The sequence below is a fragment of the Paenibacillus sp. UNC499MF genome (assembly GCF_900107975.1).
Lineage (GTDB): Bacteria > Bacillota > Bacilli > Paenibacillales > NBRC-103111 > Paenibacillus_F.
This window is the reverse complement of record NZ_FNVF01000003.1, coordinates 243,362-263,135: the sequence shown is the minus strand read 5'-3', so window position 1 is coordinate 263,135 and position 19,774 is coordinate 243,362. Positions and strand designations below refer to the sequence as shown.

Sequence of the window (19,774 nt, the reverse complement as noted above, 5' to 3'; positions counted from 1 at the left end):
ATTGGTTTTACCTATGAAGGTTATAGTTATTATATCTTGGAACAATGAAGAAAGAAATGATAGCATAAGATTATCAATTAGATTAACGGAATCTTTATCTGGGGTGAGCGACATGAGTAAAAAAACATTATTCGAAAAAATTTGGAATAACCACGTGATTTATCAAGAAGAAGGAAAACCGAGCATCCTGTACATCGATCTTCATCTCGTACACGAGGTAACTTCTCCGCAGGCTTTCGAAGGACTCCGTCTGAGCGGACGCAAGGTGCGCCGTCCGGAGCTGACTTTCGCCACGATGGACCACAACGTGCCGACGAAAGACCGTTTTAACATCAAAGACCCGATTTCCAAACAGCAGATCGATACGCTTTCGCAAAACTGCCGCGATTTCGGCGTTACCCTGTTCGACCTGAACCATGTGGATCAAGGCGTTGTCCACGTTATGGGTCCCGAACTCGGCCTGACTCATCCGGGCAAGACGATCGTTTGCGGCGACAGCCACACGTCCACGCACGGTGCCTTCGGCGCCCTGGCGTTCGGAATCGGCACAAGCGAAGTCGAGCACGTGCTTGCTACCCAGACGCTGCAGCAGTCGAAACCGAAGACGCTGGAAGTCCGCGTAAACGGCGCCCTGCCTGTCGGCATTACCGCAAAAGACCTTATTCTGGGCATCATCGCCCAGTACGGAACGGATTTTGCGACTGGCTACGTCATCGAATATACGGGCGAAGCGATCCGCGGATTGTCCATGGAAGAGCGCATGACCGTCTGCAACATGTCGATCGAAGCCGGTGCCAGAGCGGGACTGATCGCTCCCGACGAGACGACGTTCGAATACCTGCGCGGCCGCCAGTACGTGCCGCAGGATGCGGCCTTCGACCAGGCGGTCGAAGGCTGGAAGCTGCTGACCACGGACGAAGGCGCGTCCTACGACCTCGTCGTTGACTTCGACGCCGCTTCCCTCGTGCCGCAGGTTACCTGGGGCACAAGCCCGGGCATGGGCACAGGCGTCACAAGCAGCGTGCCTAACCCGCAGGAAATGGCGACGGAGAATGAGCGTAAAGCGGCTGAGAAGGCGCTTGAATATATGGGCCTAGAGCCCGGAACACCGATGACGGAGCTTACCGTCGACCGCGTATTCATCGGCTCCTGCACGAACGGCCGCATCGAGGATCTGCGTCGTGCCGCGGCCGTGGCGAACGGCTACAAAGTCAATCCGAACGTGAACGCGATTGTCGTTCCCGGTTCGGGCCGCGTTAAACTGCAGGCTGAGAAAGAAGGCCTCGACAAGATCTTCGTCGAAGCGGGCTTCGAGTGGCGCGATGCGGGCTGCAGCATGTGCCTCGCCATGAATCCGGACGTTCTCAGCCCGGGTGAGCGCTGCGCATCCACATCGAACCGCAACTTCGAAGGCCGTCAGGGCCGCGGAGGCAGAACGCACCTTGTTTCTCCGGAGATGGCCGCCGCAGCGGCGATCGAAGGCCGCTTCACGGACGTGCGCGGCTGGACGTACAAAGTGCCGCAGGAAGCGTAACCAGAACGAGATAACAGGAAGCGAGGAAATCAATCATGGAAGCATTCAAACAACATACCGGGCTCGTCGGTCCGGTTGACCGTGTTAACGTAGATACAGACGCTATCATCCCCAAACAATTTTTGAAGCGTATCGAGCGCACCGGCTTCGGACAATTTCTGTTCTTCGAATGGAGATTCACCGAGGACGGCCAGGTGATCCCGACTTTTGACCTTAACAAGCCGCGTTATCAGGGAGCTTCCGTGCTCATTTCGCGTGCGAACTTCGGCTGCGGATCTTCCCGGGAACATGCGCCTTGGGCGATTCTCGATTACGGCTTCAAAGTCGTCATCGCGCCTTCTTACGCGGATATTTTCTACAACAACTGCTTTAAAAACGGCATTCTGCCGATCAAGCTGAGCGAAGAACAGGTGGAAGAATTGTTCCAGCGTACGGCGCAGCATGAGGGCTACAAGCTCAACGTCGATCTGGAAAACAAGACGCTGACGGACGAATACGGTCTGAAGATCGATTTCGATCTTGACGAGCACCGCCGTCAATTCCTTCTTCAAGGGCTTGACGATATCGGACTGACGCTGCAGCATGCGGATAAAATTTCCGCTTATGAGGCTCAGCATCAAGGCCGTCTTGCACTGAATCTGTAGACGGCGTAAGCCGGTCCTCAAAAAACCGTTTCCTGCCATAGGGAACGGTTTTTTTGCATGTCTTTTCTTTTCCAATATATCTCTTTAAATCTACCAAACTGCCTCAAAAAAGCCGATATAGAAGGTTATTAGGCGAATTCGTGCAACTTTTGGCATTAAACCTGCGTCTAACTCTATGTTCGGCGCCGTCGAATCTATGCTCTCGTTGTCTGACCGTAGCATAATTTGGTAGAATAGAGATGAGGCGGGCAACTCGGCGAGAAGAGACGAACGCTGAAAAATAAGTGTAAGAGGTGTATGATGAAACTTTGGTCCACTGTCGCCACGCTGCTCATGATCGCTCTGCTCCTGCCCTCATTGGCTTTCGGTGCAACGTCCCCCCCAACCGCTAAAATCGTGCTGGACGGCAAGACGCTGACAACCGAAGTGGACCCGCTCAACGTGGATGGTAATGTGTTGGTTCCGATTCGGCAAATTTTCGAGAAACTCGGTGCCAAGGTGACCTGGGATCAGTCGAAGCAGACCGCGACTATTGTTCGTGACAGCATGAAGATCCAGCTTACAGTCGGTGACCGCAAACCGGTCGTCAACGGTAGCAGGGCTGAACAACTTGAGGTCGCCCCGATGAACGTGAAGGGCAATGTGCTCGTTCCCGTTAGGTTCGTCGGACAGAAAATCGGCTACGATTTCAAATGGGTTCAAGAAACCAGCACAGTACAAATTTTCCCGAAGAGCGGACAAGGCTCCGGTGCGGGAACACCGCCCACAACACCGACACCGACGCCGACGCCGAATCCCGGCCAGGTATCGGATAAGGTGCTTGTGAAAACGATCCAATTGACCAAGGATCAGCTTCTGGTCGGAACGGACAAGAAGTCTCCCCAAGCGAACGTATTCAAGCTTACCTCGCCGGACCGGATCGTCATCGATCTGCCGGGTACGGAGCTTGACGCCTCGCTTGCCGGCAAACTCGTCAACAATGTCGGTGAAGTCCCTTCCCTGCATCCGATGGTAGAGAAGGTGAGATTTTCGAATTTCAACAATGATCCGGCAACCGTAAGAATTACGCTTGACATGAAAGCGAACGCGGATCTTACGATCAGTGCCGCAGCGGGACAGGCGAACCTGCTCGTTGGAGTTTTGAAAGCTCCGGAACCGGGTAAAACCAAATACAAAGTCGTTATTGACGCAGGTCACGGCGGAACGGATTCAGGTGCGGTTTCCCTGACCAACAAGAAAGAAAAGGATTTTGTACTGGCCGTCGCGAATAAAGTAGCGAAGCTGCTGGAGAAAGAACCGAATATCCAGACGTATATGACGCGTTCGACGGACACTTTTGTCACACTGAAAGGCCGTTCCGAATTTGCTAATAACCTGGATGCCGACCTGTTCCTTTCGATTCATGCGAACAAGGCGACTCCGACAGCAGGCGGTACCGAAACCTTCTATTACGAGCGTGCGGACAGCAAAGCATTCGCGAACGTCGTTCAGAAGCATTTGCTGGAAGCGACCGGGTTCAAAAACCGGGGAGTAAAAGAAGGCGACCTTCATGTAGTGAGAGAAACGAAGATGCCGGCAGCCCTTGCCGAAGTCGGATTTTTATCCAACGCGCAGGAGGAAGCTCTGATGTACACGTCCGCTTTCCAGGACAAAGTCGCGGCCTCTTTCGTAGCTGCCATCAAAGAGTATTTGAAGATTTCGTAATAAGCAAGGAGTGGGTGTAGCATGAAGAAAAAATTATGGGTACAGGGGATCGTGGTAGGCTCTCTGGTGTTGGCAGTCGCATCCGGCTGCGGCCAGAAACAGCAGCCTCTGGCAAGCAATAACGGAGGTTCCACACCGGCACCGGTTGAAACCGTGAGCCCTTCACCTGAGCCGACTATTTCCGTAAAGCCGTCACCATCTCCTTCACCGGAGGCTAAACAAACTGAGATTAAAGCTTATTACAGCGATCCGGATCTTACGAAGCTGGTAGAGAAGAACGTCAAAATTTCTTATAAAACCGAAGGGGACAAGTACAAATCGGCCCTGGAAGCTTTGAAGAAAAGCGACGACGCGCAAGCCGTACCGCTTTTTAACGACGTCACTTTCCAATCGGTTAAATTCGAGAAGGACGAGCTCAAACTCGATCTGAAACTGGGCGAAGGCGCACAGCTCGGCTCCGGCGGGGAACAGTTTTTCCTGGATGCGTTGAAGAAAACGGTGTTCCAGTTCCCGGAAGTGAAAGCCATCTACATTACGAAAGACGGCGGACAGGTGGAATCCCTGATGGGCCATATGGATCTGCCTTACCCGATTAAACGCAAATAAAGAGAGAACGTGCAATCGAGAGGAGAACACGGGCAAGCATGAAAACGAATAAAACCGCAATGTTGCTGGCAGGCGCTTTGATCGCCTCCAGCATTTCTTTAAGTCCGGCTTATGCGGACAACAAAACCACCGAGACGACGTCATCCGCTCAATCCACAATCGCTGAAGCGCTTAAGAAGAATTTTCCGGATGTCGTAAATACACATTGGGCACTAAGACACATTACCAAACTCGCGCTTGAAGGCATTGTAGAAGGCGATGAGAAAGGCAATTACCGTCCGGAAGCTTCCGTATCCCAGCAGGATGTTATCATTATGGCGGTCCGCACACTCGGACTTGAATCCGGCCTTAGTGATAATACTTCTTACAATCTCCCTCTGAAAGTGGACACTTACGCTCAGAAATATGTAGCGGCCGCTATCGAGAAGAAGCTGATTTCCGTAGACGAAGAAAAAGACGGCTCGAAAAACTGGGGCAGCAAGCCGGCTTCCCGTGAATGGGTAACGAAGCTGACGATCCGCGCGATCGGGCAGCAGGAAACGGCTAACGGCCTGGCGGACGATACGCCGGCTTTTACCGATCTGAAGAGCATTTCCAGCTGGGCCAAGCCGTACATTAGCGCGGCTACCGTGCTGGGAATCGTAGACGGCTTTGAAGACGGAACTTTCCGTCCGAAGGGAGAAGTCACCCGTGCTCAAATGGCTACGTTCCTCAGCCGTGCCGAGCGTCACAGCAAGAACTTGTCTTCCCGCGTCGTACGCGGCTATGTGAATCATGTAAGCGCGGATAAGATCAGCATTTTCGACGAGAAGGGGAAAACCACTTCTTATAAATTGACGCCGGAATCCGTATTCTACGGAAACAAAAACGATAATCCGATCCAATCTTCGGAGCTGGCGTACACTTATCAGGTTTCCCTCGTCCAGCAGGGCGGAACGGCTTACTATGCCGAGGTCCTAAAAGACGAAGACCGCTCCGAGAAAGTTACGGGAACGCTGCTGAACGTGAAGGACCGCAAGCTTACACTCGATAATTTCGAAGCGTACGAAATCGGCAGCGGCGCTTTGGTGCTTGATGGCAAAGGCCAGGAAATCAGCCTGTCTTCGCTCGTCGTGGGCAGCAAGCTGGAACTCCGCCGCAACTCTATCACGGGGAGCAAGGAATACGGCCAAGTGGTCGTCCGCGAAGTTCCCGTGAACAAAACGTCCGAAGGTACGGTACAGAGCGTAAACGGCGACACCGTGGCGCTTGTGGACTTGACGAGCGGACAATCGGAGTCATACACGCTGGCCAAAAATCCGACGATCGTAGATGCGGATAACCGTCTCGTGGACAAAACCGCGATCAAAGCGGGAGACGCCGTCTCCTATACGCTTGAGAACAGCCAAATCACGCAGGTCAAAATCAAAACGAGAACCGGCGTCAGCAAGACGGTTAAAGGTACTTTCTCCAGTTTGAGCAGTGATAAAACGGGTATCTTTTACAAGGAAACGGACGGCAGTTTCGGCGCCGGCAAATTAGCGACTAACGTTCAAGTCGTAATTGACGGAGTCGGCTCTCCAAGTCTGTATGACCTGGATGAGAATGACGAGCTGACGATGGATATCGCGAACGATCAGATCGTGAAAATCACCGTGACGAACCGTTCGATTTCCAACCTTTTGTTCGCTACGTTTATCCGTTTCGATTCGAAATACAACCAGCTGAACGTCCAGCATGCGGACGGAACGCCGGGCGCCTACACGATTTCGGACAATACGGTCGTTACTTACGGCGGCACGTCGATGTCGTTTAAAAACTATCCGGGCTTCGCTTCCCTTTTCACCGAGGGCAAGAAAGTCGACCTGAAAGTATCGAAAAACAAAGTGACGGCGATTCAGCTTTCCCTTGACGTTAGCGGTACGATCACGCAAATCAACACGGTAGCCAATGAAATGTCGATCCGTGCGAACAACGGACAGTCGTTTACATTTAAAATGTACTCGCCGGCCGTAGAAATTCCGAACAAAAGCGGCGCAACCCTCGCCGATCTTAAAATCGGGGACCTGGTAACGGCATCCCTCGATTACAATCAGGCGGGCGTAACGAAAGTAGTCGTCGACCGTTCTACACTCGTGAAGGTTCAGTATGTAAACAGCTCCCAGCAGGTTACGGCCGTAGACGATCTTAACAACGGCTTGACGTTTACTCTGAAAGACACGAAGATTGTTAAAAGCGACGGTACGTCTGCCGCAACGGCCGATATTTTACCGGATGACTACCTGTATGTGACCTATAAAGGCGGAAGCGTCGTGAAAGCGGAGATCGTAAGCCCTTCCCGCGGTAAAGTCACGAATGTGGATTCCGTCAACGGCACGCTGACCATTCAGGAGCCGACGGGCAAAATCCAGCTGTACACTATCGGAACGGATGCAGTGGTTAAGAACGGCACGACCCTCATCGGTCTGAATGCGATAAAAGCCGGGGATCGCGTCCAAGTGATCAAGCAGTCGAACGGCAAAATCAACATCCAGCTCGCCGCTGCCATGACCAAGACATTCAGCAGCTACGAGTACGCGGTGAACCAAATCCAGTTCGACGCCAGCGGTTCTACCGAGCGTTATAATATCCACCGCAGCGCTTACTATCACAAAGGCGCCGAAACCCTCACCGCCTCCTCTTTCAACAAAGGAGAGACGGTAACCGTCTATATCGTGGATAACAAAATCATCGAAATGGAAAAGTAAGGATTGCCTGACCGTCCTCTCCCGAGGGCGGTTTTTTGGTTGCCAAAATTTTTTTGAAAAATGTTCGCATTTGTTTGCATCCTTCCATTGCAACCTGACAAACATTCCGCTACACTTGTAAAAGGAAAACGGGGAATTGAAGAAGAGGTACTCATGAATCAGAAGGTAAGGCACATTTTGGACACGATTGGGGAAATGTTTCCAGACGCTCACTGCGAATTGAACCATTCGAATCCGTTCGAGTTAACCATTGCGGTGCTTCTATCCGCCCAGTGTACAGATGAAACCGTGAATAAAGTCACCCAGACGCTGTTTCAAAAATATAAGACGCCGGAAGATTATTTAGCCGTCCCTCTGGAGGAGCTTGAGCAGGACATCCGACGCATCGGTTTGTACCGCAACAAGGCGAAGAACATTCAGAAGCTGTGTCAACTCATTCTCGAACGCTACGACGGCCAGATTCCAACCACGCACGAACAACTGGTGGAGCTGCCCGGTGTAGGCCGCAAAACGGCTAACGTAGTCGTTTCCAATGCTTTCGGGGTTCCTGCAATCGCCGTCGATACTCATGTAGAACGGGTGTCGAAGCGGCTTGGACTGGCGGGCAAGGACGACTCCGTACTCGAAGTCGAGAAGAAACTGATGCGAAAAGTGCCTCGCGAGGAATGGACCTTGACGCATCACCGGCTTATTTTTTTCGGCAGGTACCACTGCAAGGCGCAATCGCCGAAATGCGATATTTGCCCGCTGCTTGACATCTGTCCGGAAGGAAAAAGGCGTATGAAAATCAAGAAAGTACGCAAAACTAGTTAAAAAGAATGTGTAGTGAGGGATGAGTAGAAATGAAATGCATAGCTGTTTACACGAAAGACTTCGAACTATTTTCCGATTTGTACGAGACAATTATGAACACACCGCTCTCCGAAAATGAAGAAAAAGAAATTCAGGGCGTTATCGTCAGCGAATCCGGCGAAGTGCCTGAGAACTATCTCGAAAAAATGAGAACAAAACCGGAAGTGGTTGTCATGAAAGTGAAAGAAGGCGACATTACCATCCTTCAACACGGCGATGTTTTCGAAATCTTCCTTCCGGAAGAAAAAGAGAGCGCAGTGGTTTCCTAAACCGCTTTTGTTCCGCTTCAACCGGGCTTCCAAGCAGGTTACCCGTCTGTCCGCACAGGGACACGCTGATTTTCTCGGCGTCTGCATCTCGTGCGCGAACGGACGGGTTTTTGCGTATAAACAGAAATTGACTTCCGCTACACCCGGGATTACACTTATACCGATATCAATGGCATGGGAGATTAGAAACTCAATGAATGGACTTATGGAGCAAAGAAAGGACGAGGTTCTCCGCGCATTCGGCCGTCTTCGGGAAGAAATGAAGAGGGCCGGCGACGGCGCGCGGGTGCGCAAACTGATTCAGCTGGAAGACAAGCTAGGCGGCGAGAAGACCGTCCTTGCGTTCTGCGGGCACTTCTCGGCGGGCAAATCCACTTTGATCAACACCTTATGCGGGCACCGGCTTCTGCCCTCCAGCCCTATTCCGACGAGTGCGAATATTGTTAGCATTGAGAGCGGGGAAGAAGGGGCGGAAGTCGTTCAGAGGAGCGAGGGCGAGGAAGAGGCCAGAAAACGGCGGATCCCGCTGAACGAACTCGACGCTTACTGCGTCAACGGAACGGATATCGAGGAAGTTCACATTTCGTATCCGCTGCCTTTTCTCGGGGAGCACGCCGTGCTTCTGGATACTCCGGGAATCGATTCGACGGACGGGGCCCATCACATGGCTACGGAGTCGGCGCTTCATCTGGCCGATGCGGTTTTCTATGTCATGGACTATAACCATGTTCAATCGGAAGTAAACCTGGCTTTTACGAAACAGATGAAAGAACGCGGCAAGCCGCTCTACCTGATCGTAAACCAAATCGATAAACACCGGGAAGAAGAACTGTCTTTCGATACTTACAAAGAAAGCGCACTGGAGGCGTTCCGCAGCTGGGGCATTTATCCGGACGGGATGTTCTTCGTAACGATGAAGCAGCCGGACCACCCGCGCAACGAATCCGGGAAGCTCAAATGGCTGCTGTCCGGATTGATCGGCATGCAGCGGGAGCTTCGCGAAGCGAGCGTGGACGCGGCCGCGGATCATTTGATCGGCGAGCATATCCAGTGGCTGAGGGAGCAGAGCGAACCGCAGAAAGCGGTTCTGCGCGAGCGCGTGGACGAAGAGGAATCGGCCGGAGTATTGGCCGAGTACGAGGAGCTGTCCCGCCGCCTGAACGAAGCGCAGTCGCTGCCCGGGCAGCTGACGGACTCGCTGAGGAAAGAGATTGCGGCGATCATCGACAATGCGAACGTGACGCCTGCGTTGACCCGCGACAAAGCGCATGAATATTTGCTGAGCCGCAAGCCGGGCTTCAAGGTCGGCTTCTTCGGAGCGGCCGCGAAGACGGCTGCGGAGGTGGAGCGGCGTCTGGAGGTTTTCCGCGAGGATTACGCCGAGCAGGTGCACGCCCAGATGGATTGGCATCTGAGGGATGCGCTGCGCCGGGCGTACAGCGGCATCGGCATGAGCGACGAGAAGCTGCTGGCCGATATTGACGCGTTCAGCGTGGAGGTCACGTCCTCATGGCTCGCTTCGCAGGTTAACACGGAAGCCGTGTTCGGAAACGAATACACGATGACGTATATGCGCCAGACGGCCGCGGAGCTCAAAACGGCCGCGCGCCGCTCGGCGCTCGCGCTGATCGACCGGCTCGCCGGTCTTGCCGGAAGCTGCTCGGTCCGGCTCGATTCCGAGCTGGCGCCCGATTTGCGGCAGCTGGAAGAGCGGCTCGGCGCCCTGCGCGAGCTGAAACGCTTCGAGCGCGAGGAGGCGGCCCGCGAGGAAGCTCTGCGTGCGCTGGCTTCCTGGCCGCACGCCAAGGCGTACGAGCTGCCGGATCTTGCCGCTTACCGCGGCGAAGAGACCGGGGAGCTGCGCGGCGTGCTGCACACGTCCGAGATGGACACGATCCTGCGGGCGGCGCATACCGCGCCAGGGGATCGTGACAGCCTCGCGGGCGGGGCAGGGGGCGCTGCCGCACCGGGCGGCGCTCCGGCAGACGGAGCGTTCGCGGCACCGGCGGCCGACGCGGCAGGCGCCGCCACGGAAGCGGCCGCGGGCGGGCTGCAGCTCGGCGCGAAGCGCGCGGAGCGCCGCGCACAGGATCTCGCGGCGGCGGCGGATCTCCTCGGCGATATGCCGTCGATGAGATCGATTGTGCGCTCGCTGCGCGAGAAAGCCGAACGTCTGCGGCATAAGACGTTCACGGTCGCCTTGTTCGGCGCTTTTAGTGCCGGCAAGTCGTCCTTCACCAACGCGCTGATCGGCAAGCGCGTCCTGCCCGTGTCGCCTAATCCGACGACCGCGGCGATTAACAAGATCGTGCCGCCTACGGCCGATTGGCCGCATGGAACGGCCAAGGTGCAGATGAAGACGGCCGAAGTGATGCTCCAGGACGTGCTGTTCTCCCTGGATATGCTGGGCGTCCGGGCGTCTGCGATAGATGAGGCGCTGGCCGCGATCCGCGGGCTTACTCCGGAAAGCGTAACGGCCAAGGGCAAGCCGCACTATACGTTCCTCAAAGCGGTTGCCAAAGGCTGGCCCGATGCCGCCCCGCTTCTCGGGACGCAGCAGAAAGTCGGGGAGGAAGCATTCGCCGGTTATGTGGCGGAAGAATCCAAGTCGTGCTTCGTCGAGTACATCGAACTGCATTATTCCACGCCGCTCACGGAGCAGGGAATCGTGTTTGTGGATACGCCGGGTGCGGATTCGATCAACGCGCGCCATACGGGCGTCGCTTTCGACTATATCAAGAACGCGGACGCGATTTTGTTCGTGACCTACTATAACCATGCGTTCTCCCAGGCGGACCGGGAGTTTCTGCTGCAGCTCGGAAGGGTTAAAGACAGCTTCGAGCTGGATAAAATGTTCTTTCTCGTCAATGCCGCGGATTTGGCGGCCGGGGAGGAAGAACTGCAGGGCGTTGTCCGCCATATTGAAACGAACCTGCTTCAGCACGGAATCCGTCATCCGAGAATTTACCCGGTTTCGAGTCATCTGGCGGCCGAAGGAAAGCTGTCCGGGGACGACAGGAAGCTGGAGGCTTCCGGTATCGTTCCGTTCGAACGGGATTTTATCCGCTTCACGCTGGAGGAGCTGACGGATATTTCGCTGCGCTCCGCCGATCAGGAGCTTGAACGGGCGCTGCATGTTCTCCAGGAACGTATCGAAGGGGCGCAGCAGGGGGAAGAGGCCCGCAAGGCACGCCTGCAGGCGCTGGAGCGTGCGGAGGAAGCGGCCGTCCGTCTCCTGAAGGAAACGGACGCTGCGCCTGTGCAGCGGGAACTGGCGAAAGAAATCCAGGAGCTGCTTTATTACGTGAAGCAGCGGACCATGTACCGGTTCGGCGAGCTGTATAACGCTTCCTTCAACCCGGCTTCTTTCCGGGAAGGGGTCGGGGATCCCAAAGCCGCCCTGCGCGAGAGCTGGCGCGACCTCCTGCGGATGATCGAATTCGATCTTCAGCAGGAAGTGCTGGCGACCAGTCTGCGGATCGAGCAGTTTCTGAACAAGCTTGCGAAAGGAACCTACGAAACATGGGGAACCGGACTCCGCAAGCTGCAGGAAAGCTACGAATTCGAAGCGTTCGAATCCGTGTCTTTCGACACGCCGGATAACAAGCTTCCGCTGGAAGCTCCCGACGTTACGGATAAAGTGCTTGCCGCTCATTTCAAGAGCGCCAAACATTTCTTCGAGGGCGAAGGCAAAAGCAAGCTGAGGACGGAGCTGGAAGGCAGACTGAACGATCCTGTCGCACGTTTCGTGGATAATGCCGTAGCAATGCTGAAACAATTGTATGCGGGACATCTGACCGATACATTCGCCGTTCTGGAGGAAAGACACCTGGAGAGCTACCGCGAACATCTGGAGGGCATGAGAGATGCGCTTCAAATGCGGACGGACGTCGGCGTGCTGGCAGCCAAGCGCGACGAGCTCGCCAAATGGATGCCGTCGCGCAGCGGAGAAACAGCAGACGGGCAGGAACGGGTAACCGGATAGTCCCGGCATTTTCGGCTGTTTCAGGCTCAGGGTAGTCCCGTATTCGAGTGGAACTGCCGCAGAGGTTTATCCTGAGAAGGAAGTGGACTGCCACAACGTGCGGGCCGTTCGTCTCGACCCCCTGCGGCATTCAGGGGAGATGCCCGGCAGGCTGAAACCCAGTCCGTATTTTTCCGACGTGCGCCTGTTCCCTAACTTTGGCAAACTTGCTGAGCCGGGAGCCGGTCAGGCATCTTGAGTAATCGGATTAACCGGACGGAATGCTTTAGCTGGGCGCGTTGCCTTTGGAAAACGTATGTTCAAAAAGAAAAAGACCTTCACTGAATTCCAAGTGATGGTCTTTCCTTTTTTACAGGAAAAGGTTATGGCGCGGCATGTATTTAAAAATGTATTTAAAGACGCATTAAAGAAAAAACGGGGTTTAGTTAGGTTTGTTATGATACCGCTTTCATTGATGGGAAATTTGATGATTTACAAGGATAGCAACCCTCAGGTGTCTAATTCGTGAACATATGAAAGGTTAAGGGGAATTCAGCCTTTTTCCACTCGTTGCCGCCCTACGGGGATGGTGTTAAGATTCATTAAGGTTTGCTAGGTAAAGCCTTGCTCAAAATTCGGTGAACTTGGCCCATGTCCAGGAGGATGCTATGGAAGTCTTTAAGGGGCTCAAACGGTTTTATTGGCCCGAACGGAAGCTGCTTTTCGCTTCTATTTTTTGCTTGATCTGCACGACGGCTCTGGGGCTTGTGTACCCGAACCTGCTGCGTTATCTCATTGATGACGTTATCGCGGTGAAGCGCTACGATCAGGTTCCGGCACTGGCTCTTATGGTTGTGGGAGTGATCGCGGTCAAAGCGCTGTTCCAGTTTTTGCACGGATTCAGCGGGGGACGGCTCGGCAACCGGGTCGCGTACAACATGCGGGAAGCGATGTACGAGAAGCTCCAGTACTTATCTTTCCAGTACTACGACAAAGCCCGTACCGGAGATCTAATGTCCCGGCTTACGGCCGATCTCGAAGCGATCCGGAACTTTATCGGCTTCGGCTTCGCGCAGATTCTGAACGTGTTTCTTATGGTTCTTTTCGGGATGGTCATGATGTTCTCGATCAGCTGGAAGCTGACGCTTCTAACGATGCTGACGATGCCTTTTCTGGCTTTCGCGGCTATCCGTTTTGAAGGGAAAATCCATCCGGCCTTCCGTTCGCTCCGGGCTTCCATGAGCAATATGACGACGGCTGTGCAGGAAAATATTACAGGGGTGCGCACGGTGAAATCGTTTGCCCGCGAACCTTACGAAGTCGAGAAATTCACGCTCCGCAACGAGGAATACCGGGCGAACAACGTTATTACCTCGGAGATCTGGTCCAAGTATTTCCCGGTAATGGAGCTGATCGCGAACCTGAGCGCCGTTATTCTGCTCGGTGTGGGCGGTTACATGGTTATACTCGGATCGCTGTCCGTAGGGGAACTCGTCGCCTTTTTCAGCCTTGTCTGGTATATTATCGGCCCCATGTGGGGAATCGGGTTTCACATTAATAACTATACGCAGTCCAAAGCGTCCGGTGAAAAAATTCTCGAAATACTCCATCAGTACGTTCATGTGAAGGACGGGGAGAATGCAGTCGAACTGAACCCCGATACCGTAAAAGGGCACGTTCATTTCGACCGGGTGACATTTGCCTATCCGGATGCGGAGGCCGCCATTCACGACCTTAGCCTGAACGCGACTCCCGGATCCGTCATCGGCTTCCTGGGCGGAACGGGTTCCGGGAAATCGACGATTATTTCCCTGCTTATGCGGGCCTATAACGTGAAAACCGGACAAATCACGCTGGACGGTACGGATATTAAAGACATCCGGCTGGAAAGCCTGAGAAGCCAGATTGCGACGGTATTCCAGGAAACGTTCCTGTTCTCCTCGACGATCAAGGGCAACATCGCCTACGGACGCAAAGACGTGACGATGGACGAGATTATCCGCGCGGCCAAGCTTGTGAAAGCGCATGATTTTATTATGGAGATGCCTCTCGGCTACGACACGGTCGTGGGCGAGCGGGGAATGGGCCTCTCGGGAGGACAAAAACAGAGAATCGCCATTGCCCGAGCTCTGATTAAAGATCCTAAAATTCTGATCCTGGACGATGCGACAAGTGCGGTCGATATGGAGACGGAACAGGAAATTCAGGCGGGTTTCAAGGAAGTGATGCGGGGAAGGACGACGTTCATTATCGCCCACCGTATTTCTTCGCTCAAACACGCGGACGAAATTATCGTACTGGATAAAGGACGCGTCGTACAAAGAGGGACTCACTCGGAGCTGATCCGCCGGGAAGGCCCTTATCTGGAAACGTACCGCATCCAATATTCGGATCATCCCGATGTCGCGGGAGCGGCGGATGCGCAGCAAAGGAGGGCGGCAGTCAATGAGTAACCGGCAGCGGCAGTCCGAAGAGAAAATGAACGGCAAGGGAGCCGGGGGTGGCGAACGGTTCGTCTACCAGGACGACGAAATGCTGGAAAAATCGTTTGACTGGGGGCAGTTTAAACGGCTCGCCGTTTACATGAAGCCTTACAGCAAGCAGATTATTCCGATCGTTATCGTCATGATGATCGTCGGAGCGGTAACGAAGCTGTCGATCCCGCTTATTATCAGTACGACGATCGATTCGTCGCTTTATGTCGGCGGGGACGCTAAATTTTTGTTCGGCATGGTCGCTTTAATGCTTGGGGTGTACATCATCCAGTGGCTGGCGAACAAATACCGGATCAAGTATACAAGTGTCATCGGCCAGCGCGTGATTTACGATCTGAGACACGACCTGTTCCGGCATATTCAGCGGCTGTCCTTTGAATTTTTCGATAAGCGGCCGGCAGGTTCGGTGCTGGTACGGGTAACCAACTACGTGAACTCCCTTCAGGATTTATTCACGAACGGGGTCGTCAACATGATGATCGACTGTGTCCAGTTGATCGGGATCGTGATTATTCTGCTGACGATCAACTTCAAGCTGGGAGCCGCGATTATCATTACGGTTCCGCTCATGTTTATCGTTTCGTCCCAGCTCCGCAAACGGGTCAGACGTTCGTGGCAGACCGTAAATATTAAACAATCCCGCCTGAACGCCCATCTCAACGAGTGTATTCAGGGCATCCGGGTCACGCAGGCTTACACGCAGGAGAAAGAAAACATCCGCTTCTTCGAGCAGATGAACGAGGACAACAAGCAGGCGTGGAACCGGGCTTCCAAGCTGAACCAGAGCTTCGGGCCGATCATCGAGATTACGGGCGCGATCGGGTATTTTATCCTGTTCTGGTACGGAGCGAGCCTGATCCAGTCCGGTGAGATCACAGTCGGCCTTCTCGTCGCCTTCGCGAGCTATATCGGCAACTTCTGGGAGCCGATCAACCGCATGGTGCAGATGTATTCGCAGCTTCTTGTGGCCATGGCGTCTGCCGAGCGCATTTTCGAATTTATGGATGAGCAGCCGACCGTCGGCGAGAAGGATAACGCGGCTGCCCTGCCGCCGATCCGCGGACATGTCAGCTTCGAGAATATCGTTTTCGAATATGAAAAAGGCCGCACCGCCCTGCACAACATTAATCTCGACGTGCAGCCGGGGCAGAGCATCGCGCTTGTCGGCCATACGGGCTCGGGCAAGAGCACGATCATTAATCTGCTCTGCCGCTTCTATGATCCCACCCAGGGCAGCGTTCGCATCGACGAGACGGATATCCGGGACGTTACGCTGCAAAGCCTGCGGTCCCAGATCGGGATCGTCCTGCAGGACACGTTTATTTTCTCGGGAACGATCCGCGACAATATCCGATTCGGCCGGCTTGATGCGACAGATGAAGAGGTGGAGGCGGCGGCCCAAGCGGTCCACGCTCACGATTTCATCCAGAAGCTTCCTTTCGGCTACGACACGGAAGTCCAGGAGCGGGGGAACGCGCTTTCCATGGGACAGCGGCAGCTCATTTCGTTCGCCCGGGCACTGCTTGCGGACCCCGCTATCCTGATTCTGGACGAAGCGACGGCAAGCATCGACACGGAGACGGAGCTGCGCATCCAGGAAGCGTTAAAAACGCTGCTGCAAGGCCGGACTTCCTTCATGGTCGCCCACCGTCTGTCTACGATCCGCGGAGCGGATAAGATCATCGTACTCGATCACGGGCGAATGATGGAAACCGGTAATCACGACGAGCTGATGCGGCATCAGGGCATTTATTACGGGCTCATTCAGGCCCAGTATAAATTTTTGCAGGATGCGATTTGACCGGTCTGCATGAATAAAGATGAAATGATAATGAATCGAAAATGAATCACTAGAACTCCTTCGGGAGTTCTTTTTGTTTACGGCACTAAACTGGTGGACGATTCGAGATAAAACCGCTTAAGGGCATAATGTTAACGGTTCTCTCTCGACAGGAAGGGGCAAGTCGTGATAGGGTAATTAATTGGATGGAACATGAGTGAAGGAGGATTTGTTTGAACAGCCAGACTACTGTAAAAACAAGCAAACAGAAAATTTTTGAAATGGACATCGTGCGTGCTGTTGCCATTATGGCCGTCGTACTTATCCACTCGACAACCGAAGCGGCTGTGTATCCGTGGGAGGGCCAGGTCGTACCGGACGAGGGAAGTTTGTCCCAGATCATTATGTTCACTCTCAACCGGGCCTGCCAATTTGCGGTGCCTGTCTTCATTCTGATTAGCGGGCTTGTCCTGTTCTACCGGTATTCGGGAAGCTGGAACGTAAAGACGGCCGTCCAATTTTACAAACGCCGGTTATGGAGCGTTGTCGTCCCTTATCTGATCTGGTCTCTTTTTTATTATATATACAACCCTTGGATATCCGGGCAGCCCGTGGAACTGGACGCGAAAGAGTTTCTGGGGGACATCCAGTGGGCGGATACGGGGTATCATCTGTATTTTATGATTATTATTTTGCAGTTTTATGTAATTTTCCCGGTGCTGATGTTTCTCGCCAAGTATAAATGGTTCCGCGTTTCCATGGTTCCGCTCGGCATTTTGATCCAGCTCGGTTTTTATTCTTACAGCCACTGGGTAGAGAGTATCGATCATTACCCTTCGCTGGCGCCGACCTACTTCAGTTTCTTCCTGACGGGCGGATTTATAGGCCTGTATTATGATTTTTTCCGTCAAAAAATGAAAAGTATCGTGTCGTGGGCCCTGCTCGTTATGTTGGTGTCCGGCGGAACGTACGTGGAGATGTTCCTGCTTAACCGGTACGACAGCCGGATGTTCGAGAACACCTGGTATGTGATCGCTATGCTGTTCTACGCGACTTCCGTTTCGGTGGTGCTGCTCGGAGCGGGCAAGTGGCTGCTGGACAAACTGCCGGGCGCCGCCAAATGGGTGCTGCCGCTCGGTTCCTTTTCGTTCGGCATTTATTTGATGCACCCGCTGATTTTAACGGCTTTTAAGCTGAAAATTCCGGCCCCGGGCGGTATGGCGGCTTACGATCTGTATGTGCTGCTGGGCTTCCTGAGCGCCCTGCTCGGCTCGCTCGCTGCCGCCGTTATTTACCGCAAAGCCGCCCGCGCCTTGAAGCCCGGCAAAGGCAAGCCAGTTTCACCTGGAAACGTTCCGATGAACGGTTGAGGCTCCGGCAAAGAAAATCACGTCCAAGCGGACGTGATTTTCTTTATGCGCGGGCGAGCCATGTTTACTCCAGGGTGAGGTACATCACAAAAGCGTAGGGGGCTTTTGCGGCTTCTTCTTCCGGCGATTTTCCGGAAGTAACCGTGACGGCATTGGCGTTCGATGCCGCGAAACCCCAGACGGCAGTCGGGGTGGAATCCGGAATCGCAATTTTCTCCCGGAGCTTCAATAAGTGGGATTGGGTAAAGTGCTCTCGGTTGACGGGAACGTTAAAGCCTGAAGACGATGAGCCTGCCGAGTCCTTAAGGCTGTACATCACGGCATAGGATTGCAGGATGTTCTCGTCTTTCTCGTCTCTAACCTCATGAACCGAAACGATGAACTCTGCGTTGTAATCCTTTTGCGGATTCGCGTCACCGCCCCCCATAGGCAGCGAAATCTGAGAGATTGCGGATTCGGATGCTTTCCCGTTTTCCCACACCTTGTAGGAAATGTTCAGCTGTTTTTTGCGGCCTTCGTAGCGCACCCGTACACTGCCCGCGTGGCTGCCGAGGAAAGGGCTGAATTTGTCCGCGTCCCCCGCGAACAGATCGGCCGGCTCCACAATCAATTGTTCCGGTCCTACGGCGGAAGGGAGAGGAGAGGGGCTTCCGGACGGAGGCGTAACCGCCGGAGCGGAGCAGCCGCCCGCCAGCAAAGCCAGCATGAACAAGCCCGCCAAACGCTTCTTTACTTTTACGGGACGCATAATGGGTTCTTCCTTTGCTCTCAGAGATAAAAAGCGAAAAATAAATCTTTATCAAATTACCATATTTTCCAATCAGATTCCAGGAAGAATTCAGAGGCGTTCAAATATTCTTTGAAATCAGGGAACGTGTGTTCTATAATGAAGAAATCATGTCAGCATCAAGCTTTGTCTTATCCGCATCCCATTTGCAAATAGACGGACGAACGGATACTCTTTTAAGTAGGAACGAACGGACAAGTCGAGGGGGCCTCTATACCTATGAAATCGCGAACATTATGGTTTGTTGTCGGAACGACCGGCCTGATTTCCACATTGCTGTTTGCCGGGGGATTCGGTTATGCGGTCAAGGATGTCCTGTCTCCGGCCTCGGGCGGGGAGCAGATGACGGCGGCTCCGAAAGAAACACCGGCCGTGAACGAACTGGACCGGAAAAATAAAATTCAGCTCGTATCCCTGGGTGATTCGCTTACGGCAGGCACCGGAGACGGTACGGGCAAAGGATATGTGGGACGATTCCGGGAAAAGCTGGAGGAACAGGCAGGCAAGCCCGTTTATGTGCTGAATAATCTGGCTATTCCCGGCGCTACGACCGATGCGCTGCTTAAGGAATGGGACGGCAAGAAGACGACAGATGCGCTGAAGCAGGCGGATCTTATTTTGCTTACGATTGGCGGCAACGATATTTTCCAGAGCGGCAGCGACATTTTCACGAACAATGACCAGGGGTTCAATCCCGAAGCGGCAGCCAAGCGCGTTGAGCCGGCTCTTGCTAATCTCGATAAAATTTTGACGAACATCAACAAGGCGAATCCGGATGCGAAGGTTATGTACGTGGGGCTGTATCATCCTTTTCTCGATCTCGATCCGAAGAAAGCCGGTTCCCTGATCGTCCAGAAATTTAACGACGGGGCTTTCGCGCTGACGAACAAATTTCCGAATGCCATATTTGTGCCCACTTACGATTTGTTCGAACAAAATTTGAATAAATATTTGTTTACGGATCATTTTCATCCGAATCAGGACGGGTACGAACGGATAGCAAGCCGGATGGCGCAAATTTTGAAATGACGGGGGGAGTATCT

General features: G+C 53.7%; 13 protein-coding genes. 12 read left to right on the top strand and 1 reads right to left on the bottom strand.

What is annotated here, in order from left to right:
* Positions 1 to 112 precede the first annotated feature (112 nt).
* The 11 genes from leuC to C4S74_RS09150 all read left to right on the top strand — a co-directional run bounded on the left by leuC (position 113) and on the right by C4S74_RS09150 (position 17,944).
* Complete coding sequence (leuC, locus tag C4S74_RS09205) at positions 113 to 1,534, top strand: 3-isopropylmalate dehydratase large subunit (RefSeq protein ID WP_103995042.1); 1,422 nt, start codon at positions 113 to 115, stop codon at positions 1,532 to 1,534.
* Positions 1,535 to 1,569: 35 nt separating this feature from the next.
* Positions 1,570 to 2,178: a 3-isopropylmalate dehydratase small subunit gene (gene leuD / locus C4S74_RS09200; protein ID WP_103995041.1), complete on the top strand. Its 609-nt coding sequence runs from the start codon at positions 1,570 to 1,572 to the stop codon at positions 2,176 to 2,178.
* Between the two features lie 300 nt (positions 2,179 to 2,478).
* Positions 2,479 to 3,882, top strand: a complete 1,404-nt coding sequence (locus tag C4S74_RS09195) for an N-acetylmuramoyl-L-alanine amidase family protein (protein WP_103995040.1) — start codon at positions 2,479 to 2,481, stop codon at positions 3,880 to 3,882.
* 21 nt (positions 3,883 to 3,903) lie between these two features.
* Entirely contained in the window at positions 3,904 to 4,488 is a 585-nt protein-coding gene (locus tag C4S74_RS09190) for a GerMN domain-containing protein (protein ID WP_103995039.1), read from the top strand.
* 38 nt (positions 4,489 to 4,526) lie between these two features.
* Entirely contained in the window at positions 4,527 to 7,214 is a 2,688-nt protein-coding gene (locus C4S74_RS09185) for an S-layer homology domain-containing protein (RefSeq protein ID WP_103995038.1), read from the top strand.
* Positions 7,215 to 7,367: 153 nt separating this feature from the next.
* Positions 7,368 to 8,027 carry an endonuclease III gene (gene nth / locus C4S74_RS09180; RefSeq protein WP_103995037.1) on the top strand — a complete coding sequence of 220 codons (660 nt, stop codon included), beginning with the start codon at positions 7,368 to 7,370 and terminating at the stop codon, positions 8,025 to 8,027.
* 29 nt (positions 8,028 to 8,056) lie between these two features.
* Positions 8,057 to 8,335 carry a hypothetical protein gene (locus C4S74_RS09175; RefSeq protein ID WP_009675599.1) on the top strand — a complete coding sequence of 93 codons (279 nt, stop codon included), beginning with the start codon at positions 8,057 to 8,059 and terminating at the stop codon, positions 8,333 to 8,335.
* Positions 8,336 to 8,528: 193 nt separating this feature from the next.
* The gene (locus C4S74_RS09170; RefSeq protein WP_103995036.1) at positions 8,529 to 12,320 is read left to right on the top strand and encodes a dynamin family protein; all 3,792 of its coding nucleotides are present in this window, start codon (positions 8,529 to 8,531) and stop codon (positions 12,318 to 12,320) included.
* A gap of 647 nt (positions 12,321 to 12,967) precedes the next feature.
* A complete protein-coding gene (locus tag C4S74_RS09160; RefSeq protein ID WP_103995034.1) occupies positions 12,968 to 14,752 on the top strand; it encodes an ABC transporter ATP-binding protein in 1,785 nt (594 codons plus the stop codon).
* Complete coding sequence (locus tag C4S74_RS09155; RefSeq protein WP_103995033.1) at positions 14,745 to 16,595, top strand: ABC transporter ATP-binding protein; 1,851 nt, start codon at positions 14,745 to 14,747, stop codon at positions 16,593 to 16,595. The genes C4S74_RS09160 and C4S74_RS09155 overlap by 8 nt, the downstream gene beginning before the upstream one ends.
* A gap of 212 nt (positions 16,596 to 16,807) precedes the next feature.
* Entirely contained in the window at positions 16,808 to 17,944 is a 1,137-nt protein-coding gene (locus C4S74_RS09150; protein ID WP_103995032.1) for an acyltransferase, read from the top strand.
* A 64-nt stretch (positions 17,945 to 18,008) separates the two neighbouring features.
* Here C4S74_RS09150 and C4S74_RS09145 read toward each other — a convergent pair whose 3' ends face one another.
* Complete coding sequence (locus C4S74_RS09145; RefSeq protein WP_103995031.1) at positions 18,009 to 18,692, bottom strand: hypothetical protein; 684 nt, start codon at positions 18,690 to 18,692, stop codon at positions 18,009 to 18,011.
* Between the two features lie 258 nt (positions 18,693 to 18,950).
* Here C4S74_RS09145 and C4S74_RS09140 point away from each other — a divergent pair, with 258 nt between their 5' ends.
* On the top strand, positions 18,951 to 19,760 hold the full coding sequence (locus C4S74_RS09140) for a GDSL-type esterase/lipase family protein (protein ID WP_103995030.1): 810 nt from the start codon (positions 18,951 to 18,953) through the stop codon (positions 19,758 to 19,760).
* Positions 19,761 to 19,774 lie beyond the last annotated feature (14 nt).